General features: G+C 56.6%; 18 protein-coding genes. 10 read left to right on the top strand and 8 right to left on the bottom strand.

Annotated features, from left to right (window positions below):
- Nucleotides 1-70 precede the first annotated feature (70 nt).
- Nucleotides 71-1,636 carry a 4-alpha-glucanotransferase gene (gene malQ, locus OHL19_RS13810; protein ID WP_263358281.1) on the top strand — a complete coding sequence of 522 codons (1,566 nt, stop codon included), beginning with the start codon at nt 71-73 and terminating at the stop codon, nt 1,634-1,636.
- Between the two features lie 11 nt (nt 1,637-1,647).
- Here malQ and OHL19_RS13805 read toward each other — a convergent pair whose 3' ends face one another.
- Nucleotides 1,648-2,256 carry a HEAT repeat domain-containing protein gene (locus OHL19_RS13805; RefSeq protein WP_263358280.1) on the bottom strand — a complete coding sequence of 203 codons (609 nt, stop codon included), beginning with the start codon at nt 2,254-2,256 and terminating at the stop codon, nt 1,648-1,650.
- Nucleotides 2,257-2,642: 386 nt separating this feature from the next.
- Between OHL19_RS13805 and OHL19_RS13800 the strand changes: the two genes are divergently transcribed.
- A complete protein-coding gene (locus OHL19_RS13800; protein ID WP_263358279.1) occupies nt 2,643-3,326 on the top strand; it encodes a metal-dependent transcriptional regulator in 684 nt (227 codons plus the stop codon).
- 99 nt (nt 3,327-3,425) lie between these two features.
- The gene (locus OHL19_RS13795; RefSeq protein WP_396126775.1) at nt 3,426-4,760 is read left to right on the top strand and encodes an Nramp family divalent metal transporter; all 1,335 of its coding nucleotides are present in this window, start codon (nt 3,426-3,428) and stop codon (nt 4,758-4,760) included.
- 40 nt (nt 4,761-4,800) lie between these two features.
- On the opposite strand, the gene OHL19_RS13790 is transcribed toward OHL19_RS13795, so the two are convergent.
- Nucleotides 4,801-5,505 carry a carbohydrate-binding protein gene (locus OHL19_RS13790; protein ID WP_263358278.1) on the bottom strand — a complete coding sequence of 235 codons (705 nt, stop codon included), beginning with the start codon at nt 5,503-5,505 and terminating at the stop codon, nt 4,801-4,803.
- Nucleotides 5,506-5,630: 125 nt separating this feature from the next.
- Between OHL19_RS13790 and OHL19_RS13785 the strand changes: the two genes are divergently transcribed.
- From OHL19_RS13785 to OHL19_RS13765, 5 genes are all read left to right on the top strand, one after another.
- Nucleotides 5,631-7,373 (top strand): GH39 family glycosyl hydrolase, encoded by a 1,743-nt coding sequence (locus OHL19_RS13785; RefSeq protein WP_263358277.1) that lies wholly within the window; start codon nt 5,631-5,633, stop codon nt 7,371-7,373.
- Nucleotides 7,374-7,464: 91 nt separating this feature from the next.
- The gene (locus OHL19_RS13780; RefSeq protein WP_317890573.1) at nt 7,465-7,698 is read left to right on the top strand and encodes a hypothetical protein; all 234 of its coding nucleotides are present in this window, start codon (nt 7,465-7,467) and stop codon (nt 7,696-7,698) included.
- Nucleotides 7,699-7,702: 4 nt separating this feature from the next.
- Complete coding sequence (locus tag OHL19_RS13775; RefSeq protein WP_263358276.1) at nt 7,703-8,293, top strand: 3-hydroxyacyl-CoA dehydrogenase NAD-binding domain-containing protein; 591 nt, start codon at nt 7,703-7,705, stop codon at nt 8,291-8,293.
- Between the two features lie 81 nt (nt 8,294-8,374).
- Nucleotides 8,375-9,628, top strand: coding sequence for an ABC transporter permease (locus OHL19_RS13770; RefSeq protein ID WP_263358275.1), 1,254 nt, complete (start codon nt 8,375-8,377; stop codon nt 9,626-9,628).
- 17 nt (nt 9,629-9,645) lie between these two features.
- On the top strand, nt 9,646-10,884 hold the full coding sequence (locus OHL19_RS13765) for an ABC transporter permease (RefSeq protein WP_263358274.1): 1,239 nt from the start codon (nt 9,646-9,648) through the stop codon (nt 10,882-10,884).
- A 102-nt stretch (nt 10,885-10,986) separates the two neighbouring features.
- Here the strand turns inward: OHL19_RS13765 and lolA are convergent, their stop codons facing one another.
- The 3 genes from lolA to OHL19_RS13750 all read right to left on the bottom strand — a co-directional run bounded on the left by lolA (nt 10,987) and on the right by OHL19_RS13750 (nt 13,757).
- Nucleotides 10,987-11,658, bottom strand: coding sequence for an outer membrane lipoprotein chaperone LolA (lolA, locus tag OHL19_RS13760; RefSeq protein ID WP_263358273.1), 672 nt, complete (start codon nt 11,656-11,658; stop codon nt 10,987-10,989).
- Between the two features lie 38 nt (nt 11,659-11,696).
- Nucleotides 11,697-12,221 carry a type IV pilin protein gene (locus OHL19_RS13755; RefSeq protein ID WP_263358272.1) on the bottom strand — a complete coding sequence of 175 codons (525 nt, stop codon included), beginning with the start codon at nt 12,219-12,221 and terminating at the stop codon, nt 11,697-11,699.
- Nucleotides 12,222-12,446: 225 nt separating this feature from the next.
- Nucleotides 12,447-13,757, bottom strand: a complete 1,311-nt coding sequence (locus OHL19_RS13750; protein WP_263358271.1) for a M16 family metallopeptidase — start codon at nt 13,755-13,757, stop codon at nt 12,447-12,449.
- A gap of 106 nt (nt 13,758-13,863) precedes the next feature.
- On the opposite strand from OHL19_RS13750, the gene rlmN reads away from it, so the two are divergent.
- Entirely contained in the window at nt 13,864-15,102 is a 1,239-nt protein-coding gene (rlmN, locus tag OHL19_RS13745; protein WP_263358270.1) for a 23S rRNA (adenine(2503)-C(2))-methyltransferase RlmN, read from the top strand.
- 343 nt (nt 15,103-15,445) lie between these two features.
- Nucleotides 15,446-15,916, top strand: coding sequence for a hypothetical protein (locus tag OHL19_RS13740; protein ID WP_263358269.1), 471 nt, complete (start codon nt 15,446-15,448; stop codon nt 15,914-15,916).
- A 98-nt stretch (nt 15,917-16,014) separates the two neighbouring features.
- Here the strand turns inward: OHL19_RS13740 and OHL19_RS13735 are convergent, their stop codons facing one another.
- From OHL19_RS13735 to OHL19_RS13725, 3 genes are all read right to left on the bottom strand, one after another.
- Nucleotides 16,015-17,055 (bottom strand): gluconeogenesis factor YvcK family protein, encoded by a 1,041-nt coding sequence (locus OHL19_RS13735; RefSeq protein WP_263358382.1) that lies wholly within the window; start codon nt 17,053-17,055, stop codon nt 16,015-16,017.
- 80 nt (nt 17,056-17,135) lie between these two features.
- Entirely contained in the window at nt 17,136-17,735 is a 600-nt protein-coding gene (locus OHL19_RS13730; protein ID WP_263358268.1) for a tetratricopeptide repeat protein, read from the bottom strand.
- 256 nt (nt 17,736-17,991) lie between these two features.
- A complete protein-coding gene (locus tag OHL19_RS13725) occupies nt 17,992-18,609 on the bottom strand; it encodes a DUF4254 domain-containing protein (protein ID WP_263358267.1) in 618 nt (205 codons plus the stop codon).
- Between the last annotated feature and the right edge of the window lie 272 nt (nt 18,610-18,881).

Raw genomic sequence — 18,881 nt, 5'->3', positions numbered from 1 at the left:
CCGTTGCCACCGCAACGGCCTTGTCGCTTTTTGCCCTACAGAACGCTCCGACTCAGCAGATAATAAACTCATGGAATTCCAGCGTTCATCCGGCATCCTCCTGCACATCAGCTCTTTAGCTTCCTACGGCGGCATTGGTGACATGGGGCCGGAGGCATACAAGTTCCTCGACTTTCTTCATGCGGGTAAACAGCACATCTGGCAAGTGCTCCCACTCTGCCCCACCGGCTATGGAAACTCACCTTACGCAGGCAGCTCCGCCTTCGCAGGCAATCCCTCGCTCATCAGCCTGGAACTACTGTCAGACTGGGGCTGGATCGCCGGCGATCGCATTGCCAATCTGGCCGGACGCAACGGCAACGTCAATTTCGAAGATGTAGAAAATCGCAAGCGTCCTCTGCTTTACGAAGCCGCAAAGAATTTCCTCGAACTCGGCCCCAAAGAAGAGCGCTTCCAATCGCAATGGCAGCGCTTCACCGCCTTCTGCACCCAGGAAGCCTCCTGGCTCAATGATTACGCCTATTACGCCGTCCTCCGTCGCGAGTTCAAAACCGGCGCCTGGACCGCATGGCCCGAACCGCTGCGTCGCCGTGAACCAGCCGCAATGGAGCAGGCCGCTGCCCAATACGGCAATGAATTAGCCGTCGAACAAGCTCTCCAGTTCGCATTTGAAGAGCAGTGGACCAGCCTGCGCTCCGCTGCCGCCAAGCAGAAAATTCGCTTCCTCGGAGACATCGCCATCTTCGTCAGCATGGACTCAGCCGACGTCTGGGCCAATCCCGGCCTCTTCCAACTCGATGAAGATCTAAACCCCATCCGCGTAGCAGGCGTTCCACCCGACTATTTTTCCCCCACCGGCCAGCGCTGGGGCAATCCACTCTATCGCTGGGACGTGCTGGCCGAAACCGGCTACGGCTGGTGGGTGCAGCGCATTCGCCGCTCCTGCAATCAGTACGACATCGTCCGCCTCGACCACTTCCGCGGCTTCGAAGCCTACTGGTCTATTCCCGCCAACGAAGAAACCGCCATCAATGGCGAATGGATCAAGGCTCCCGGAGCCGATCTCTTCGACCGCCTCGAACATGTCCTTGGCCCGCTGCCCCTCGTAGCCGAAGACCTCGGCCTGATCACCCCCGAAGTGGACGCCCTTCGTATCAACTGCTCCATGCCCGGAATGCGCGTTCTCCAATTCGGCTTCAGCTCTGTGGAAGCGCACAACCATCTCCCACATCGCTTCGTCCCGGCCACCGTCTCCTACACCGGCACCCACGACAACGACACCACTCTAGGCTGGTGGCAACATGCCACGGACGTAGAGCGCGCCGCCCTCGAAACCTATCTCGGCCCGGTAGCCATGACCCCCGTTTGGGCCCTGATGCGTGCCTCCTCAACCTCGGTAGCCGAACTGGCCATCGTCCCCGCCCAGGACCTGCTCGCCCTCGGCTCTGAAGCCCGCATGAACACCCCCGCCATTGCATCCGGAAACTGGAGCTGGCGCGCCCCCGAAGACTGCTGGACCGAAGACATCTCCCGCGGCCTGGCCGACCTCGTCGATGTCAGCGACCGCGACAACGATCCACTAAAATCTTCTGCTACAACCCGAGGGCAAGATAAAGCGATGATCCAATCTTTGTGATAGTTCAGAAACTATCGCTGCTCTGATCCCTGCGATGCAGCATCGAGTACATTCTGGGTAAAGTGCCTGATTCCTCGATCATTTTCTTTATCGAGATGATTGCGCAACATCCCTTTGGCGTTTGCTGAGCCGATCTTTGCTAAAATATAACATGCTCGAAATCGTACAGATCGATCACTACTTTCGAGGAGATGACCAACCACCACAATTGCCGGTTCGCCGATTTGTGCAAGAGCTTTCCCAGGCGGATCGTTGTCAAGGTTCAAGGCTCGAGTAAGGGTTACAAAGCCGCCTTGGGTGTTAGCCCTCATAACTTGATCGATCAGGACAGGTACAGCTTCCGATATCTTGAGATCGCCGGCCAAGCGCACTTCATTTAACCAAACCGATCCTGGTCCGGAGTCCTTTATTAAAGACGGCAAGTGAGCAGCTACATATCGGCGCGTCTCGGTGTCACTTTCTGCTTCTTTACGCAATTGTGCTGCAGCGTTATCACTTGTCGCGGAACTTTGGAGATCCGTGAAAATTTGTTGCAGATGTGCCGGTTCTTGGCTTGTGAGGTTCAGGCCTAATCCTGAAGTCAGCCCTATCGCGAGCATTGACGAAATCATCCATCGCATACTCTATACTCTCTCCTTCTCTGTTTCTTGGAAGTTCATCGATATGGACCTAAGGTGGTCTTTGAGTTTGTTGTGTCGAGAATACCACCAGATTTCACAATGATCTCTGCGTACCAGCTTATCGATTCGTAAGCATCAGATGTGAACAGCAGCCCCAACAAAGATCATTTGCTAACTCCTGGCAGACAACAGGTGATCTGTGTAGATTCTCGAGTGTTACAAGGCTAACTATTGTTGATAGCTAATGAGACATGAAAAATAACTCGCGTCAAATTCAATCTAACTTATATCTCAATTCTATTTAGGCCCTCTAGTTACTTCAGATTTTCATGCCATTTCAGTCATTCCGCCTATAATCAAAGTTTGTTTCTGAAGAGCCAAACCAGATGACCGATTCCATCACCGTCTCCAAAGAGGACTACCTCAAAGCCATTCTCGAAGCCGAGTCGGAAGGCCATCACGTCATCCCCGCCACACTGGCGCATTGGCTCTCGGTCTCCGCTCCCGCTGTCACCATGGCTCTCAAGCGCCTCAAACGGGACGGCTTCGTCGACGTCAAGGCCGACGGCATCGTTCGCCTAACCGCCAGCGGCAAAGAAACCGCCTATCGCACCGCCCTCCGCCATCACCTTATAGAACGCATGTTGTCCGAAATCTTCGGCATGGAGTGGTATGAAATCCACGCTGAAGCGGAGCGTCTCGAACACGCCGTTTCTCCCGCCTTCGAAGCCCGCCTCATCGAAAAGCTCGGCGAAAAAGGAGCCTGCCCTCACGGCAACACCGTCCTGCCCGAGAGCCCCAGCCAGCGCCGGAAACGCGGCCTGATCCAACTCTCAGAGGCCCAGGAAAACACCGATTACATCGTTACCTCCCTCTATGAACGCGACCCCCGCCTGCTCGTTTTCCTCCATCAATCCGGCATCAGCCCCAGCACCCGCATCCGGCTCATCGCCAAGAACTACGACCAGACCGTCTCCATCGAAACCGCCTCCGGTCAGGCCACCCTTGGCCGTCCTGCCGCGGAGCGCATCTGGGTCAAGCGAGTCACTTCAAGAGATTCAACTAGATAACCATAGGCAAAATAAATTCGTTAACTATAGTTAACTATCCATGCCATAATACTGCTAAGGGCTCCGCCCGCAGGATGGTGGACTACGCAGACCCCTCAAATCTCGCGGGAATCCAGTATCGAAACGGAACGCTCTCGGCCCTCCATGCCAGAGGCTTTCTCCTCCGTTCATGTCTCGCGTTCCCCGCAGTTATGGCGGCGCCTGCTCGGCTTCATCGGTCCGGGCTTTCTCATTGCCGTCGGCTACATGGACCCAGGCAACTGGGCCACGGATCTAGCCGCCGGTTCGCGCTACGGATACACCCTGCTCTTCGTCATCATGCTGTCAAATCTGATGGCGATCCTCCTCCAAAGTCTCGCCATCAAGCTCGGCATCGCCACCGAGCAGGATCTGGCCCAGGCCTGTCGCGCCCATTACAGCCGCCGCGTTAACATCGGCCTGTGGCTCATCGCGGAGATAGCCATCGCCGCCTGCGACCTCGCCGAAGTAATCGGCTCTGCCATCGCTCTGCAACTGCTCTTCCACATTCCACTCATGGTAGGAGTCCTGATCACCAGCGCCGATGTGCTGTTAATCCTGCTGTTGCAGCATCGAGGCTTCCGCTATCTTGAGGCGCTGGTCATCGTGCTCATCGGCACCATTGCAGCGCTTTTTGGCGTGGAGATACTCTTCTCGCATCCGGAGTGGGCTCCCATCCTGCGCCACCTCTTCATTCCCTCAGCACAGATACTGACCAACTCCGACATGCTCTACATAGGAATCAGCATCCTCGGCGCAACCGTCATGCCCCACAATCTCTACCTGCATTCATCCATCGTGCAGACGCGCAACTACCCGCGCACTGCGGAAGGGAAGCGCGAAGCCATCCGCTTCGCCAACTGGGACTCAGCCGCAGCACTGACAATGGCCCTCCTCGTCAACGCCGCTATCCTGATCGTTGCCGCCGCCGTCTTCCACAGCAGTGGACACACCGAAGTAGCTGAAATCGAAGACGCCTACAAGCTGCTTTCACCACTTCTCGGAATAGCGGGAGCCAGCGCAATCTTCGCCGTCGCGCTGCTGGCCTCAGGCCAGAACTCCACCCTCACCGGCACATTGGCAGGTCAGGTCGTCATGGAAGGCTTCCTGAACATCCATCTGCCCCAATGGCAGCGCCGCCTCGTCACACGCCTGCTGGCTATCATCCCCACCGTCATCGTCGTCGCATTCTATGGAGAACACGGCACCGCCAGGCTGCTCATCCTAAGTCAGGTCGTCCTAAGCATGCAGCTCAGCTTCGCAGTAATTCCACTCGTCGCCTTCACCGGCAATCGCAGCAAGATGGGCGAGTTCGTAAACTCAGCATGGATCAAAGCACTCTCATGGACCAGCGCAATAGTTATCGCCGGACTCAATCTGTGGCTGCTCGTCCAAATCTTCCAGGGACGAACCTGATCGGCAATTCAGCCACGCTCTCTATCGCTCATCCTTGAACTTAAACTGGAACTGGAACGAACTGAAACCAGGCCAGATTCATATTGCCTTCTGTCAAAATATGCACCGTGAGCACATTCTTTCCGGCATTCAGTTTTACCTTCACAGCGTCATGCATCATGTTCCAGTGATGCCACTGCCGCCATGCAATCGGGTCCGCAGGATTGTAAGTGGAAATAATATGGATCGGCTCCGTCGCAGAGGCCCCATTCACATCCAAAGCAATCATCCCACCACGATTTGAGGTATAGAGCAGATCTGCGCTATAAACACCTGCATGTGTAGCGTCGACCGTGATATTGAACCACTCCCCTGGTTGCGTCCAGCCAACATAAAGCTGGTTCTCTTCAACCTTCACCATCCCATAAGGATTGTTATCAATCGCATCATGAAATTTGGTGTACGAAGTATCTACACCTTCATTCTTGCGAAACTCGTTTAAATAACTTCCATCCGCGGGATTAAGCCCGCCACTACCTTCATTCTTGAACGTAGTGTCGTGATAAGCAATGCCTTCACCGCCTAAGTCGTAATAAGCGCACTGCACTCGTCCGGGAACCGCCTGCGCGCCTCCCGTATAGCGGCTATCCACATACGGAATCCCTTTGTAAACAGTCAAAAAATCTGCAGCGATCCCATCCGCAGATAAAGTCAGCGCAAAAGCGGCAAAGATCATTCCAGCAATATCGAGGCGAAGTTTCAACATTCAAACATCCTACTATTTCTCTCAAGCCACACTAACCAGAATGCAACGCGGAATACAGAGTGCAGAATGCAGTAAGATCAGCTCTGTTCGATCGGCACCTCTCAATTGCGTTCCATCGGAGCATCATGATCAACATCCGCCGCCCAGCAATCTCTCGCGCTATGACCAGGCTTGTATTCGCAGTAATGGCACTCCCAGCGATGACGATTTGTCCGGCGACTATCCCCGCTCTGGCGCAGGCTACTCAAGCCGTAATCATCACCGTCCATGCCAATAAAACCATAGCCCCCTACAAGCCGCTTTGGAACTTCTTCGGCGCCGACGAACCCAACTTCACCTACGCCCCAAACGGCCAAAAGCTCCTGCATGAATTAGGCTCGCTAGGCCCGGCTGAGCATCCGATCCCCGTCTACTTCCGCCCTCACAATCTGCTCACGACAGGCAACGGAGATAGCTCACTCAAGTGGGGCTCCACCAACGCCTACACCGAGAAACCGGACGGCACAGCAGTCTACGATTGGACCATTACTGATCGCATCTTTGACGCCATCACCGCCGCGCACGTCCGTCCTATCGTAGAGATTGGCTTCATGCCCGAGGCGCTTTCCACGCACCCCGAACCCTATCGCCACACCTTCCCCAAAGGTGATATCTACACCGGGTGGGCCTATCCGCCAAGGGACTACGCAAAGTGGGGAAAGCTCATCCACGCCTACGCCGAACACCTCAAACAACGTTACGGCAGCGCAGTCGACAACTGGATGTGGGAAGTCTGGAACGAGCCCGACATCGGCTACTGGCAGGGCACTCCCGAAGAGTACGACCATCTCTACGACATCACAACCAGCGCCATCCGCACAGTGCTCCCCAATGCTCGCATTGGCGGCCCCGAATCAACCGGCGTTGCCTCATCCCGCGCCGAAGCCTTCCTGCGACAGTTCCTCGAACACTGCGCTCACGGCACAAACACCGCCACCGGAGCCAAAGGCGCGCCCCTCGACTTCATCAGCTATCACCCCAAAGGCCGTCCCTCAACCGTCAACGGTCACGTTCGTATGGATATAGGACATCAACTCCGCGCCATAGATCGCGGCATGCGCGTCATAGCCTCGTATCCCGAATGGAAAAACACCCCTATCGTTCTGGGCGAGAGCGACCCCGAAGGCTGCGCCGCTTGTAAAGGCCCAGAGAATGGCTACCGCAACGGCCCGCTCTACGGCGTCAGCGTAGCCGAAGCCACCATGCGCACCTACGAGCTGGCCCGCAAATACGGCCTTACCGTCGAGGGCTCCGTAACCTGGGCCTTCGAATTCGAAAATCAACCTTACTTCGCAGGCTTCCGCGAACTAGCTACGAACGGCATCGACAAGCCCGTCCTCAACGTCTTTCGCATGATGGGCAAGCTGAACGGTAACTGGGTCCAGGCAGACAGCACCGGAGCACTTTCACTCGATGACATCGAGCAGGTCGGCGCAGTCGGCTCACCCGACATCAACGCCGCCGCAACATCATCCTCCGCAGGCAATCAGCACGAGTTGGACATCCTCCTCTGGAACTATCATGACGACGATCTGCCCACCACCCCGGTCACAATTCAACTGAACATCGACGGCCTTGCCGCAGCAAAATCCGCTACCGCCGAAGAGTTCCGCATGGACGCAACCCACAGCAACTCCTACGCCGTCTGGCAACAGATGGGCAGCCCGCAAACCCCGACCTCTGAGCAACAAAAGCAGCTCGAAGCCTCCGGCGACCTCCAGCAATCAGTCGCCCAGCATTCGCTCTCCATCGCAAACGACACAGCCGCGACAACTCTCCAACTACCTCGTCAGGGAGTAGCCCTCGTCCGCCTGCGCTGGCAACAATAGGGAGTAGATTTACCTCCAAGGGTTGGATTTCCTCAAATTCCCTCACACCCATAACCGCTCGCCTTTACACTCCACCCCCGCAGCGCGGACAATGAGACTGTTAACGCAACACCACATCGATCACGATTCGAGGGACTCATCCATGCCACTCTCCGGAGAAGCAATCCGCCTCATGAACTACATCGACGACGTATCCGTAACCCTGCGCCGCATTCTCACCGGAGTAGCCACCCTCGACGACGATGAGCGCGCCCTGGTCTCCGAACATCTCGCCCAGGCCAAGCCCAGCGCCAGCGACGTTCTGAACGCCCTCGCAGCCAAGTAGCCTTTTGCCTGAAAACACCATCACCGTAGCCATCATCGGAGCTGGACCGCTCGGCAGGCGTCTCGCCTCTCACGCCGCGCGGGCCGGCTTCCGCGTCATTCTTGAAGACGTAATGCCCTCCAGCCTGCGCCACGCCGAGGAAGCCTTGCGCCTCGAACTCAGCCCAGCCAACATGCCGCTGGTCACCTTCGCTGGCACAGTAGAAGAAGCCGTCCGCGAAGCCGATCTCGCCATCGATTGTGTTCCTGACGAACTTGAGTCCAAGCTGGAAATCTTCAGCCTCCTCGACCGCATGGCCCCGCCGCGCACCATTTTTGCGACCCCAACCACCAATCTCTCCATCGCCGATCTGGCTCGCTGCACCTACCGACCCGGCCAGTGCGTAGGCCTGGCAATCGACGCCACCCAGCTTTCTGCCAGCACCGAATTCGGATCCCAGTCCGGCACCCAGCCCGGCCCCACAGCGCAAACCATCCCCATTCGCATCACCAGCGCAACTACCCCGGCAACACAATCCCTGGTGCGAAACTTCTGGCAGCGCCTCGGCTACACCCCCGCAGTAGAACTGGACGCCGCCGAAGCCCTCCTGCTCTAAATCAACCCGCCAGAATTACGGAACCAGCAGCCTCCCATCTGCGTAGAATGCAATAGGCCAACCTGTTCGCCGAAAGTCGCTATGCAAAGCCTCGCAGATATCCTCGGTGAAGTCTTCCGCGCCATGATGGCCAACAAGCTGCGTACCTTCCTCACCATGTTCGGTATTGCCTGGGGAGTAGGCTCTCTGCTTGTACTCGTCGGCCTCGGCGAGGGCTTCCGCTCCGGCCAGCGGCGTAACCTCGCCAGCGTCGGCAACGACGTAGTCATGGCCTTCGATTCCACCATTCCTGCGCTGCCCTTTCAGCACACCGCCATGCGCCCCTACAAGCTCACTCTCAAGGACGAAGCCGACATGCGCGCCCTGCCTGAGCTGCGCGCCGTCACTGCCACCTTGAACCGCTCCGATCTCTACGAAGTAAGCGCCTGGTCCAACACCTCCATGCTTGTCTTCGGCGTCGAACCCAATTTCTCGCAGGTGCGTTTCGTCCCCGTGGAGCAAGGCCGTTTTCTGGATAATGACGACCTCACCAATCGCAGGCGCGTCGCTGTCCTCGGCTCCAAAGCTGCTCGCATGTTGTACCCCGGTCATCCGTTTCTGGGCGAATCCATCACCATCAACGGCACCAGTTTCACCGTCGTCGGCAGCGTAGCCACCATTGCCCGAGGTGGGCAGGATTTCGACGATCAGAAGGTCTACATTCCGCTAAGCACCATGATGGAGCTCTTCGCCATGAAAGGCGAAAACATCCCCCGCGATTCTCTCACCACCATCCAATATCAGCCGACCATTAAAGGCGACAGCACAGCGGCCGTAGCAGCCGTACATCGCGTTCTCGGACGCAACCACAGCTTCGATCCACTTCTCAAAGAAGCCTTCGACGAGTGGGACACCATCCACACCTCCAAGCTCGTCGATAAAATCTTCGATGCCATGGATCTCTTTCTCGGCGGCGTAGGCGTTGTCACCCTTGGTCTCGGAGCCGTCGGCATCATCAACATCATGCTTGTCTCCGTCACCGAACGCACCCGCGAAATCGGCCTGCGCAAAGCCCTCGGAGCCACCAGTCGCAGCATCCTCGTTCAGTTCTTCCTCGAAGGATTGATCCTCACCACCGTCAGCGGCATCATCGGCATAGGCATCTCCGCCGGATTCATGGCCATCCTGCAATCCCTGCTCACGGGCAAAATGCCCGGCTTCGATCCGCCTCAACTTGTCTGGTGGTCCGCCGCGCTGGCCATGGGCTCACTCGCCGTCTGCGGCATCGTCGCCGGAGTCTACCCAGCCAGCCAGGCCGCCGCCCTCGAACCAGTAGAAGCCTTACGAAGAGAGTAAGAAGGGAAGTAGTAGCGATGTTAAAAGACATTCTGATGCAAGCATGGGAAGCGATGGTCTTCAATCGCCGTCGCACTATGATCACGATCGTCGGAATGGCCTGGGGCATCGCCACCGTCGTGCTTCTGCTCGCTTACGGAGCAGGTTTCAGCCGCGCCATCGAAGCCATCTTCGCCCAATGGGGCACCACACTCATCGGCACCTTTCCCGGCCGCACCAGCGAACAAGCCGGAGGCGACAAGGCCGGCGTCCAGGTGCGCTTCACGCAGGATGACTTAGACACGGTATGGAACGGCGTTCCCGGCCTCATCCACATCACCCCCATGGTCAGCAAAGACGTTCCCGTGCAAGACGATCTGCACACCTTCACCTGGACCGTAAGCGGCATTTATCCCGTCGGCCAGGAGGTCATGCATCTCCCCACCATGACAGGCCGTTTCTTCAACGGAGCAGAAGAACTAGAGCGCGCCCACGTAGCCGTCATCGGTTCCGAAGCCAAGACCAAGCTCTTCTCCGGCAGCTATCCCATCGGCGAATCCATCCGGCTCAACGGCATCCGCTTCACCGTAATTGGTATCCTCGAAGCCAAAATGCAAGAGGGCGACAACGACGCCAATCGCCAGATCTATATCCCCTTCTCAACCATGAGCGACATCAAGGACACCAAGTACCTCGACGGCATCTGGATGAACTACACCGGTGACCACGAACTCGTCGAGAAGAACCTGCGCGCCACTCTCGCCGCGGCTCACAACTTCCGTCCCTCAGACCACAACGCCATCAATGTAGCCAATCTCATGGAGCAGCTAAGCCAGTTCCGAATTCTTTCCATAGCTCTCCAGGTTCTGCTGGCTCTCGTCGGCGCTCTGACACTGGGCATCGCAGGCATCGGCCTCATGAACATCATGTTCGTAGCCGTGCAGCAGCGTACCCGCGAGATAGGCATAGAGAAAGCACTCGGCGCACAAAAGCGCCACATCCTCACTCAATTCCTCGCAGAGTCCTTCGTCATCACCGCAGTCGGTGGAGCATTAGGCATAGCGCTCGCCGAGATTGTATCCATATCGATCGGTCGCATTACCTTCTACAGCGCCATCGCCGATCACGCAGAAAACGCAGATATCTATCTGCGCATCTCGCCCACATCGGTTCTGGTAGCTACCGGAATTCTCGTAATCACCGGTCTCGTAAGCGGCATGATCCCAGCAATCCGAGCAGCCAACCTCGACCCGATAGAAGCCCTGCGCTACGAGTAATCCGCAATACAAGCAACACCCGGAACAATCCAGCTAACCAACTAAAGCCGCGACAGCGGCGCTAACCCGCTAACCAGCTGCCCTTGTCCTAAATCTCTTGGCCTAAACCGGCGGCAAAGCATCCACCACGGGAATTCCAGCAGGCGGCGCGAAATGAAAAGCGCTCTCAGGAATCACCGCATCCGGCTCTTCATTGGTGAAGTTGAAAGCCGTCCTGGCCCCACTCACTTCCTCAATCACAATCGAGCGAATCACCCCATCGCCCGTCACCGTCAACGTCAGCTTCGCAATGCGTTTCTGCTGTCCCTTGGGCACACCGCCCAGCACATAATTTCCACTCGAAGCTCCAGCAACAGTCAACCCCTGCAACTCACTCTCGATCTTCGTATGTCCCAACAAAAACCGTAGCGGCGAACGCAGATCATCCAGTTGGCTCGCAGCAATGCGCTGCACCTGACTATCCCCCGGCGAATAGAACCACGCATATTTACCGTCCAGCACAAAGACCTTGCCCTTCGTGCTCGAATACTCCCAGCGCATCTTTCCCGGCTTACGCAGCAACATCGTACCGGATTCATCGCGATGCATGCCCAGTCCGTCATATTGCTCGCTGAATCCAGTCTTCAACGACTTGAGTTGGTTGTAATGCTGGTCAACACGCCTGGCCAGCGCACTCGCCGTTAGCTGCGGCGATCCAGGCGCTTGCGCTCCAACTGTAGCCGCACAAACAACAAAAAGCAGCAGCGCCATCAAGCCCAATATTTGTCGGCTCATGACGCTGCTGCTTCGTTCTTCTGACTTACGTGATCGTATTACTGAATCGACTGAGTGCAATTCGTCCCGCCCAGCGGATCGCTCTTGATGGTATTGAACTGGTCGATGCAGAATCCGCGATTGCCCGTCTTGCCCACCGCCTGCGGCACCGCAGTCACTTCATATCCAGTGATCTGATCGGTGTTGTTCACCGTGACCTTGCTGCAGTTCACAATCTTGAATGTGTAACCGGACTTGGTTCCCGAAGCCAGATCGTTCTGCAACATCTGCGCCGAAGTCGGCGTCGGATTGCCCTGCTTCGGATCTCCACCCAGCGCCGTCAGATCACACGCGTATCCGTTTGCAGGATACGTCGTCTGAAACAGGATCTGCGCCTTGTTGATCGCTTGCAGCGAATTGATCGCCGAAGTCTCGTTGCCGGTCATTCTCATCTTGCTGAAGTTAGGAATCGCCAGCAACATCAGGATGAGCATGATGCTGATAACAATCAGAAGTTCCATAAGCGTGAAGCCGTTGGCTTTTCTGGAACCGTGAGCACGGTGGCGGCGAATCGTCGTTGACATAATGTTCATAGTATCCAAAGCCTCAGTTTCAGCTTTCCAATTTCACCAATTTCAATGGTCCGAACGCAAGGCCGGATTGCCGACCTCTACAGGAAGCATCCTAACGCCTCGGGCCCGTAAAAGGAAATCCCAGCGTAACAGGGCGAGTCATCTTGCCGACTACCGCTTCAAAGAGAGTATGCTGCAATCCAATAGACGCATGTACACCCCGGATCGCTCAGGCCGTTAGCAGGCCAGGCGCGCCCGCGAAAGCTTCAACCCATCCAACCGTCCCAGCAGCGTCACCGCGATGCGTTCCGACACAAATAACTTCTGCGCCATCATCTGCACCTGCTCAGCCGTCACCGCATCCAGCCGATCCAGTACTTCCTCCACCGAGAAGAAGTGGCGGAAATACATCTCCTGCCGAGCCAGGTTCGACATGCGCGCATTCGAGCTTTCAAGTCCCAGCAGAATATTGCCCTTCACCTGCTCCTTGGCCCGCGTCAGTTCTTCTGTTGTAAGCAACGTCTCTTTCAGCGCGCTGAACTCCGCCATCACCAGGTCGATCATCTCCAGAGCCTTATCCGCCGAAGTTCCCGCGTAAACGCAAAGCGAACCCGTATCGCTGTACGGACTCAGATCCGAATAGATCGAGTACGCCATGCCACGCTCTTCGCGAATCGTCTGAAACAGTCGCGAACTCATTCCCCCGCCCAGCACTGTATTCAAAATCAACGTCGCATAGCGGTTCTCATCCGTGATCGGCGGCGAAGGCACGCCCAGGCAAATCTGCACCTGTTCCAGCGAACGCTTGTTGCGCAGAATAATCGGCGCACTCACCTCAGCCGTCTGAAAATTCATCTCTGTCGTTCCCGCAGACAGCGAACCAAACTTCTGCGCTATCGACTCCACAAACTGGTCATGATCCAGTTGCCCCGCCGCGGAAAACACCATATTCCCGCCGCGAAACCGATCTCCGTGGTAATCGAACAGGGTCGTCTGCCCCATGCCTGAAACCGTCTTCGTCGTTCCCAGGATCGGCTTGCCCAGCGGCTGATCCTTCCAGAAGTTCTGCGTGAAAATCTCATGCACCAGCACATCCGGATTGTCTTCGTCGATCTTGATCTCTTCCAGAATCACGCCCCGTTCGCGCTCGATATCGTTATCCGCAAACGTAGGATTCAGCACCAGGTCCGAAAGCACATCCAGCGCAATAGGCACATGATTCGATAGCGCCTTCACACTGAAACAAATCGTTTCCTTGCCCGTAAAAGCATCGAGATTGCCGCCAATCGCGTCCATCTCGCGCGCAATATGCTGCGCAGACCTCGACCGCGTTCCTTTGAACAGCATGTGCTCCACAAAGTGCGAAATGCCGTTAATCTCCGCCGCCTCATAGCGCGAGCCGGACTTGACCCACACCCCCATCGCCACCGAGCGCAGATGCTCCATCCGCTCCGTCAAAACAATCAGCCCGTTCGGCAGCACAGTGCGACGCAGATTGCGCTCCGCAAAAGGTTCATTCGTGAGTAAATTCGTACTGGAAATCGTCATAAGTTATCTCTTCCATTGTATTCCCGTTAATTCCTCCCCGCAGGGCAACCCACGTCTCGAATCGGAATCACTGGTATCCTGAATAAGCAGCAGCATTCCGATTTCCGTGACCCAACCCCTCCTCCAATCCGCCATCCAGCCATCTGCCGTCCAACCAGAGGACCTCGTCACCCTCACCAGCTTCGTGCCCGGTCCGGAACAAGCCGCGCAGCGCCAGCTCTTCGGCCTCGATACCGCCGCCCTCGCAAGCCTCTTCGCCGAGCTGGGCGAAAAGCCCTATCGCGGCAAGCAGTTAGCCGAAGCCCTTTATCGTCAGCGCGTAACCCATCTTGATGAAATCACCACCCTCCCCAAAGCCCTGCGCGACAAACTCGCGTCCGCAGGCTGGGAAGTCGGCCGCCCCCGCATCGCCGAAAGCTTCAAAAGCATCGACGGCACCGAGCGCTACCTCGTCCAGGGCGTAGGACCAATCGGCTCTGCCCAGACCGTAGAAACCGTCTGGATGCCGGAAGGCGACGAAGGAGCAGAGTACAGTCTTGAACCAGGAGAAGATCCGGGCGCCGAAGGCGCATCTTCAGCCGCGAGTGCCTGGAAGAGGGCTACGATCTGTGTTTCTAGCCAGATCGGCTGCGCCGTCAACTGCCAGTTCTGTCTCACCGCCAAACTCGGCATGCAACGCAATCTGACGCCAGGCGAAATCGCAGGCCAGGTAGTCGCCGTTCTCGAACGCCACAAAGTCGAGTTGAACAAGAGCCGCGTCAACCTCGTCTTCATGGGCATGGGCGAGCCCTTTTTGAACTACGACAACTTCATGTCCGCCGTTCGCATCCTCATGGACGAAGTCGGCATCGCCGCCCCACGCATGACCGTGTCCACCTCCGGCATCGTTCCCGGCATCCTGCGCTTTGCCGAAGAAAAGATCCGCCCCAAACTTGCCATCAGCCTCAACGCGCCAAACGATACCGTCCGCGAAAGCATCATGCCCATTAACCGCAAATGGAACATCGCCGCGGTTCTCGATGCCGTCCGCACCATCCCCTTCAAAACTCGCGAACGCGTCACCTTTGAGTACGTCATGCTGGGCGGCGTAACCGACCAACCTGAACACGCCGAAGAAGTAATCAAGCTCGTCCGCCGCGCCAACCTCCCAGCCATGATCAACCTGATCGCCTGGAACCCCGGCCCTGGAATCGCCTACAACAGCCCCTCAGCAGACTCCGTCTCCCGCTTCCAGCAACAGCTACTGGCAGCAGGCATCCAAACCTACATCCGCCGCCCCCGAGGCCGCGACATCTACGCCGCCTGCGGCCAGCTAAAGCGCACCACAGAGAGCGCCACCCAGTAGCAAAAGCAAGTAGCAAGTCCGTCTGCAATAAAGTGTTGCCCTTGCGGTTGTTGTTGCTTGTTTTTGCTCTAGCTGTAGCTTTTCTGCCGTTGCCTTTCTGCCCTTGTCGTTGCTTTTTGCCTTTGTCGTTGCCGTTGCCTTTCTGGCTGTCATTCCCGAAGGGAATCTGCTTCTTCCTTCGCTACCCCACCACAAAATGAACCCACCCACCAGCGACTTTTCCCACACCAACCGAGTCTCATCAGAAATCGCGATAGGGAGTAACTCAATGCGCAATGTCTCCAAATTAGTTTTCGTATGCCTTTTATTTTGTTCTTCTTTTTTAGTAGCAGGCGCAGCCCAGTTGCCGGATAACCCACCCCTGGCCGCCGTTCCCTCAGACTTTCAGTTCACAGGCACCTGGGATTGCGCCGGCACCTTCCGCACCAACCAGGTACACAAAGCCGTCTTTGCCGCCGGAGCCATCCTCGGAGAAAAGTGGCTTGAGATCACCGAGCGCGATCTGGTTCCGTCCACCGGCTACCTGGCCAAATACCTGATTGGCTACGATCCCCAGCAAAAAGCCCTGGTCGAATATGACGCCAACAACTTCAGTACCGCCGTCTACACCAGCACTGAAGGCTGGAAAAACGGAGTCCTCACCATGACTTCAGCCGTCACCGACGACCCCAAGGCTCCCTACGTCGCCAACCGCTTCATCTACACCATCAACGGTGCCGATTCCTTCACAATCGATTGGAAGATCAGCAAGACCACTCCACTCAACTTTGTCTCTGGCGATCATCTGGTCTGCAAACGCCGCCCGAACGTCTAAGGCTGCAGTTGATGAGAAATAAAACAGCAGAGAGTTTACCGGGCGATGGTGTCTCCACCTGAATGCGTCAGTCTGGATGTGTAAGTAATCTCACAGCATCACTGCGAAACGGGAGAAATGCAATCCTGTGGATTTCGTCCCGTTCGCGCCATCGCCACCCGGCCTAACTCCATCAGCGCTCCTGTAACGCGATCCGAAGCATGGCGCAGCACATCGCCCTCGCTCAGAAAATTCCCCACCACGCAGCGCACGCCCATACTCTCCACGCGCTCGATATCCGGCTCAATCGGCACCGCGCCCTCTGCCGCATAACGCACCAGCATCTCCGGCGAAACCTGAGCCGTGTTGATCAGTGCGTAATCAAAAATCGGCGCGCCCGTATGCTCGTAGATGCGCTCAATATGCTGCGATGCAGTCAGCCCCAGGCTCTCATTCGCCTGCGTCATCAGGTTGCAGACAAACACGCGAAGCCCGCGAGCGGCAGCCAGCTCCTCAGAGATTCCCTTGACCAGCAGATTCGTAATCAAGGACGTATACAGCGACCCCGGCCCGACCGTGATCAGGTCCGCGCGCTCAAGCGCATCCATCGCCTCCGGCAGCGGAGCAGCATCCGGCGGGTCTAGCATCAGCTCCACAATCCGCTGCTTGGTAGCGCTGATATTCGTCTCGCCTCGCACCGTGCTGCCATCGTCCATGTGGGCAATCAATGTTGTGTCCGCAGTCGTCACCGGGTAGATGCGTCCCCGCGTCGCCAGGATCTTCGACGCAAGTTGAATCGCCTGCCCAAAGTCTCCCGTAATCTCCGTCAGCGCAGCCACGAACAGATTGCCAAAATTGTGACCCTCGATATCCCCACCCGAGCGAAAGCGATGCCGAAACAACTGCGCCAGCAAATCTTCCTCTTCGCTCAACGCCACCATGCAATTGCGCAAGTCGCCCGGCGGCAGCATGTTGAATCCCTTGCGCAGCCGCCCCGAAGAGCCTCCATCGTCCGTCACCGTCACCAGCGCCGCCAGGTCGCAGATCAATCCCGTCGCAGGGTCTGAGGTAGCCGTCTGTCCCGGCACAGCAACGTGCCGCCGCAGGCCTCGCAGCAGCGTGGACAGCCCGGTACCTCCTCCAATTGCCACCACCCGCATGGGCGACGGCTGTGCGTCGATGTTGGAGGTACTCAAATAGCCTTCTCTCGTCTTGGAAGAAACTTCAGAGACACGTTTTCCTACGGTGCTTCCGGATACAGCAATTCCGTAAATCGCGGATCATCCTGCATGCTCTGAAAATCGGTATCTGTGCGCGCCTGCAGCCGTGTCCGAGGATTGCCGTTGATCGCCTTCGACAAGTGATCGAGACACTCCTCCACCTGCCCGGTGATCGCATCCAGAACCGCCATCCCGTAGAGCGCATAATCCGCAGACGGATGACCGCGAAGAATCTCGGAAAATTGCTCCCGAGCCTCTTCGTAATAGTCCAGATTCAACAACGAGACGGCATAGTCATACCGCTCTTCGGGCGTGACAAACTCAAGCTTGGTTTTACCTAACTGACGGTGACACGCAGTTATATACATCCTGCAGCGTTCAGCCAGTTCCGGCGGAGCCGTCGCCAGCAGTTTCTCAAAAGCAACCAGCGCCTTCTCGAACTTCGCCTGCTGCAGCAACTGGAGCGCTGCTTGGTAATGCTGATAGACGGGGCCATCGTGATTCGTGGCTCCATGAGCACCGGCGCGTGGTGCCGACGGTGTAACCTTCTTGCGGCTGGATGACGGTGTTCGTGCCTCGAGCATCATGGTTGGTTGGCTGGCAGTACAAATCACTTTCACTGGGACTCGACTATTCCTTCAGTCTTACCCATGAACTGATTGTATCTTCAGGCCCTCTTTATACGCAGAACCCCGCCCCGCGTCAATGGCCCCTGCTTTCCGGCAACGGATCAGCATGAAGGGTATAGGCTTTAGCTCATGCATAAAACCTGCAGGAACAAAGGGTCTTTAGCTTCAGGAGTTGGATTTATTCGAACCGACGGCCAGGTAATTTTGCTTGAAATGAATTTCGGAAATCTATCCTGAGCAATATTGCTCACGCGATTGTTTTGTCGTTTGTAAATTGCCTATAGACTGCGGGATTCAACGCCGGATCGTTGTACATCTTCAACTGCCGATAAAGCTTGAAACGCCGCCGCCCAGCAAGTGTTTCCGCCCACAAATGATTGAGGCATCCCGCCAGATCGTCGCGCTGCGCAGTCAGAACATCCATCCGTTCGCGATTACGCTCAGCATGTCCCGCAGGAGCTCCCACTCGCGCAATCTCTTCCGCCGTGTGAAAGATTTTCAGCGCCAGAATAGACAGCCGATCGATCATCAACCCTGGAGATTCTGAATTCAACTCAGCATCATCCTTCGGCAATCCCTGCCGCGCCAGCGTCTCAAGCAGCATCCGGTCAAGCTGTTCTGAAAGATCGTTGCGCCGTTGATTCGTTTCATCGATGCGCCGTTTCACCCGTGCCAGGTCTGCATCCGTAGCCTCCGGAGTCCGCGCCGCATCCTCGGTATGCCACAGCTCAAAATTCGCCAGGTGCTGTCGCGCCACCAGCGAACCCCACACATCCTCAGGCGCGCGCCACGTCTCCATCGCCTCCTGGTGCCAGCGAAGCGTCAATTGATCTTGCAGCGCAGCTATGTCATGAAGAGAAAGCATAGATAATCCAGCTTGATGAAAGCCTTCGTTTTGAAATAGCGTGGCTTCAGCCACACAGCAAACGAAATCGAATCAATACGGCTTTAGCCACCAAGGGAAATGTTTTTCATTCCCAAATTGGTTCATCAGCAGTATGAATCTTCTATCGGTTCTACGACTCAGTGTATCGTGTCGGCCCATTACCATCGCTCAAGCTTCCCACGGATTCACCAGCGGCAGGCTCCGGCCGCCAACGTTGCTCGTCCGGCTCTCAAAATCTGCAATCCAAAACG

This window comes from Acidicapsa ligni (assembly GCF_025685655.1).
GTDB lineage: Bacteria > Acidobacteriota > Terriglobia > Terriglobales > Acidobacteriaceae > Acidicapsa > Acidicapsa ligni.
Note: the sequence above shows the minus strand (reverse complement) of the source record. Positions and strands in the feature narration are given on the sequence as shown.

Coding starts and splice junctions, on each gene's coding strand:
- malQ (WP_263358281.1), top strand. CDS start 71: ATGGAATTCCAGCGTTCATCCGGCATCCTCCTGCACATCAGCTCTTTA.
- OHL19_RS13805 (WP_263358280.1), bottom strand. CDS start 2,256: ATGCGATGGATGATTTCGTCAATGCTCGCGATAGGGCTGACTTCAGGA.
- OHL19_RS13800 (WP_263358279.1), top strand. CDS start 2,643: ATGACCGATTCCATCACCGTCTCCAAAGAGGACTACCTCAAAGCCATT.
- OHL19_RS13790 (WP_263358278.1), bottom strand. CDS start 5,505: ATGTTGAAACTTCGCCTCGATATTGCTGGAATGATCTTTGCCGCTTTT.
- OHL19_RS13785 (WP_263358277.1), top strand. CDS start 5,631: ATGATCAACATCCGCCGCCCAGCAATCTCTCGCGCTATGACCAGGCTT.
- OHL19_RS13780 (WP_317890573.1), top strand. CDS start 7,465: ATGAGACTGTTAACGCAACACCACATCGATCACGATTCGAGGGACTCA.
- OHL19_RS13770 (WP_263358275.1), top strand. CDS start 8,375: ATGCAAAGCCTCGCAGATATCCTCGGTGAAGTCTTCCGCGCCATGATG.
- OHL19_RS13765 (WP_263358274.1), top strand. CDS start 9,646: ATGTTAAAAGACATTCTGATGCAAGCATGGGAAGCGATGGTCTTCAAT.
- lolA (WP_263358273.1), bottom strand. CDS start 11,658: ATGAGCCGACAAATATTGGGCTTGATGGCGCTGCTGCTTTTTGTTGTT.
- OHL19_RS13755 (WP_263358272.1), bottom strand. CDS start 12,221: ATGTCAACGACGATTCGCCGCCACCGTGCTCACGGTTCCAGAAAAGCC.
- OHL19_RS13750 (WP_263358271.1), bottom strand. CDS start 13,757: ATGACGATTTCCAGTACGAATTTACTCACGAATGAACCTTTTGCGGAG.
- OHL19_RS13735 (WP_263358382.1), bottom strand. CDS start 17,055: ATGCGGGTGGTGGCAATTGGAGGAGGTACCGGGCTGTCCACGCTGCTG.
- OHL19_RS13725 (WP_263358267.1), bottom strand. CDS start 18,609: ATGCTTTCTCTTCATGACATAGCTGCGCTGCAAGATCAATTGACGCTT.